This is a genomic window from Allobosea sp. P1_A7, assembly GCF_056406775.1.
Genome location: NZ_JBFTZN010000492.1, coordinates 1 through 2,322, shown reverse-complemented (window position 1 = coordinate 2,322; position 2,322 = coordinate 1). Strand labels below are relative to the sequence as shown.

Genomic DNA, 2,322 nt, shown 5'->3' with positions numbered 1-2,322 from the left:
CCATCTGATCTCCCGACCGACGCTGCGCCTCTTCCGAGCCGCGGCCGCGCAGCAGTGGCAAAACGCGACCACCGCCGCGTAAGTACAGCATTGCACAGAGCGAAATCCGGCTCGTCGAGTTTCCCGTKACAATGCCGTGTCGGCCTATCCGCTGCTGCGGCTCCTGCCGTCGAAGCGTGTCATGGCGCCGTCGCGCAATGCCGCATCGTGATCACGATGGGGCCTGGTCAAGCAAGGACAGGATCATGCCTTGCCCCTCCGGAAGAAACGTCTGGCTGCGTTGATCTCCGGTCCGTCTGTGGCGGCAACGACGAGGCGAAGGCTTTCCGTCGCCGAGAGGCTGGTGGGCGGCAGATGGGCGAGCRTCGCCGCCCTCACCTCATCCAGCGCCTGCGCCATCCTGGCGGCGCGGCCCTCGATGGCATCGTGAGCCTTGCGCATCGCTTCGAGGGCGGCCTCGGCCAACTCAGCGCGCTGCTCCAGGGAGGCGACCGCGTCCATCGCCATGACCTGGGTGTCACCGAGCATGTCCGCGAGGTCGTTGCTGTGCGCCTTCGCGGGCTCCACGGCATCGGGCCCGGCTGGCAGGTTGGGCAGCTCCACCGCTGGCGCGGTCATCCGAGCGAGGGCTTGGGCAGCCTCGGAGAGCAGGGCAAACGTGGCCCCATCGGAGCGCGAGGCAAGCTGGAGCAGTCGCTCCGGGAGGTCTGCCTTGGTCACCATCAGAGCCCCACGTACAGTCTGAGAGCGCGGAACAGGCGGGCGCCGGCCCATACCCAGCACCGGTACGATCAACTTCAATCACACGTCCATCAACTACGTATTTGAGTCGGCGATCAGCGGTATTGGCACGGTCAATGTACTCGCCGGCACGATCAAGCTCGCCGAGACCAACAGCTCTTACTAGCGCACAATGCCGATTAACCGCTTCTTAACTACGGCGGGCGCCATTCTAAGGTGTCCAGCAGAGCCGGGGGCTTGGAAAGGACCGTGACCATGCGAGCGCTCGATGCTGWTCAAGCCGTCGTGGATCAGTTCGTTAACCTGCCAGTTGCCATCGTCGAACGCCGGTTGATCCTGGCCACGCTGCGGGAAACCGGCGGCAACCGCACCCATGCCGCCTCCCTGCTCGGCGTCTCCATCCGTACGTTGCGTAACAAAATTACGTTGTACGAAGCGGACGGCTACGATGTGCCGGAACCCGCACATCCAGGGGCACAATGAGCGCGCGATGCCCCTTGCCTCATCACATGGCAGCGCCGCAGCAAACCTCGTCTCCTCCGCAACCATGGCCGGCCTCCTGCGCTACCTGGTGCAGAAAGGCGTTTTGCAGCCCGCCGACATAAGGGAGATCTACGAAATCGACCTTCTCCTTCTTGAACAACAGCAAGGCGCTGTGCCGGACGCAGAAGCAACCTTCAAGGCCGCGCGATCCGCAATTGAACGGAACCTGGCATAGCCGTCCAGGTCACGCAAAGCGCTGCGAGCCACACGGAAGCTTCTCACCGATCAAGCGGCCATTGAGGCCCTGGTGGAACCGGCTGGCGGCCTGGCGGCGACAGAAGCAAAAGTCAGCCCGAAACCGCGTTTGCTCTGCCCCCAAGACGAAGGCGCTTACCGTTTTTGACGCGGTAAGTTCGCGCTGGAGGGCGGTGTGCGGGCAGCCGAGGCTGTTGGTTAAAGCTGCGATCGGTCAGGTGAGCGGCACTCGCGGGCAGGAAGGCCACGCCCTGCCCTCCCGCCCCGGCGCGGAGGCCAAGGCGGCGCGACTGGCTGCATGGTGTCCGTAACAGTCAATTAACCACGTACCAGAAAACAGTGGCCTTCGGCGGCTCGCAAATAGACTTTAGTCTGTTCCGTCACGGTATTTTATCGGTCAGCATGCAGTTTATCTTGGTTGAGTGCTACGAATGTACTTTTCTCCGTGGCTGCTTTTCGAGCAATTTGAACTCACTGAGTGCATCGTTGCCGTATGGACCGATGAAATGCCTACAAGATCGTTTAACGGACTACGAGCCGCTGCGGTATATGCTGGCGAAGCTCGAAAGGCGGGGGCGATGGTCGATATCTACAGCAACGGCCTACCCGCCGGCCTGCTCTTAAAAGACGAGCAGCTGACTGCGGTCATCCAGTATTTGGCGAGCCGCTGAAAAAACTTTKGGAGGCTGGGCGCTGCTGCGACTGTGGCCGTGGATATGCCATCGCCACCCGCTGCTCGGCTGGTTCTTGTCGGGGCTCCTCGGCTTAGGCCGCCGTCGCGGTCGCTGGTGAGCCGCCATTTGCCCGGTCCGATCGACCAGGACTTGGAGCCAGGACTTGGAG

General features: G+C 62.5%; 4 protein-coding genes. 3 read left to right on the top strand and 1 reads right to left on the bottom strand.

The features are described from left to right. Window positions 1-243: 243 nt before the first annotated feature. Window positions 244-720 (bottom strand): hypothetical protein, encoded by a 477-nt coding sequence (locus AC1D34_RS36770; RefSeq protein ID WP_476826927.1) that lies wholly within the window; start codon window positions 718-720, stop codon window positions 244-246. Between the two features lie 276 nt (window positions 721-996). On the opposite strand from AC1D34_RS36770, the gene AC1D34_RS36765 reads away from it, so the two are divergent. From AC1D34_RS36765 to AC1D34_RS36755, 3 genes are all read left to right on the top strand, one after another. Beyond that, window positions 997-1,224, top strand: coding sequence for a helix-turn-helix domain-containing protein (locus AC1D34_RS36765; protein ID WP_476826926.1), 228 nt, complete (start codon window positions 997-999; stop codon window positions 1,222-1,224). Window positions 1,225-1,231: 7 nt separating this feature from the next. Continuing rightward, entirely contained in the window at window positions 1,232-1,459 is a 228-nt protein-coding gene (locus AC1D34_RS36760) for a hypothetical protein (protein WP_476826925.1), read from the top strand. 451 nt (window positions 1,460-1,910) lie between these two features. Then, the gene (locus AC1D34_RS36755) at window positions 1,911-2,150 is read left to right on the top strand and encodes a hypothetical protein (protein WP_476826924.1); all 240 of its coding nucleotides are present in this window, start codon (window positions 1,911-1,913) and stop codon (window positions 2,148-2,150) included. Window positions 2,151-2,322: the final 172 nt, after the last annotated feature.

Bases quoted from the DNA above. Each gene is read 5' to 3' on its own strand.
- AC1D34_RS36760 (WP_476826925.1), top strand. From the start codon at position 1,232: ATGCCCCTTGCCTCATCACATGGCAGCGCCGCAGCAAACCTCGTCTCC.
- AC1D34_RS36755 (WP_476826924.1), top strand. From the start codon at position 1,911: ATGTACTTTTCTCCGTGGCTGCTTTTCGAGCAATTTGAACTCACTGAG.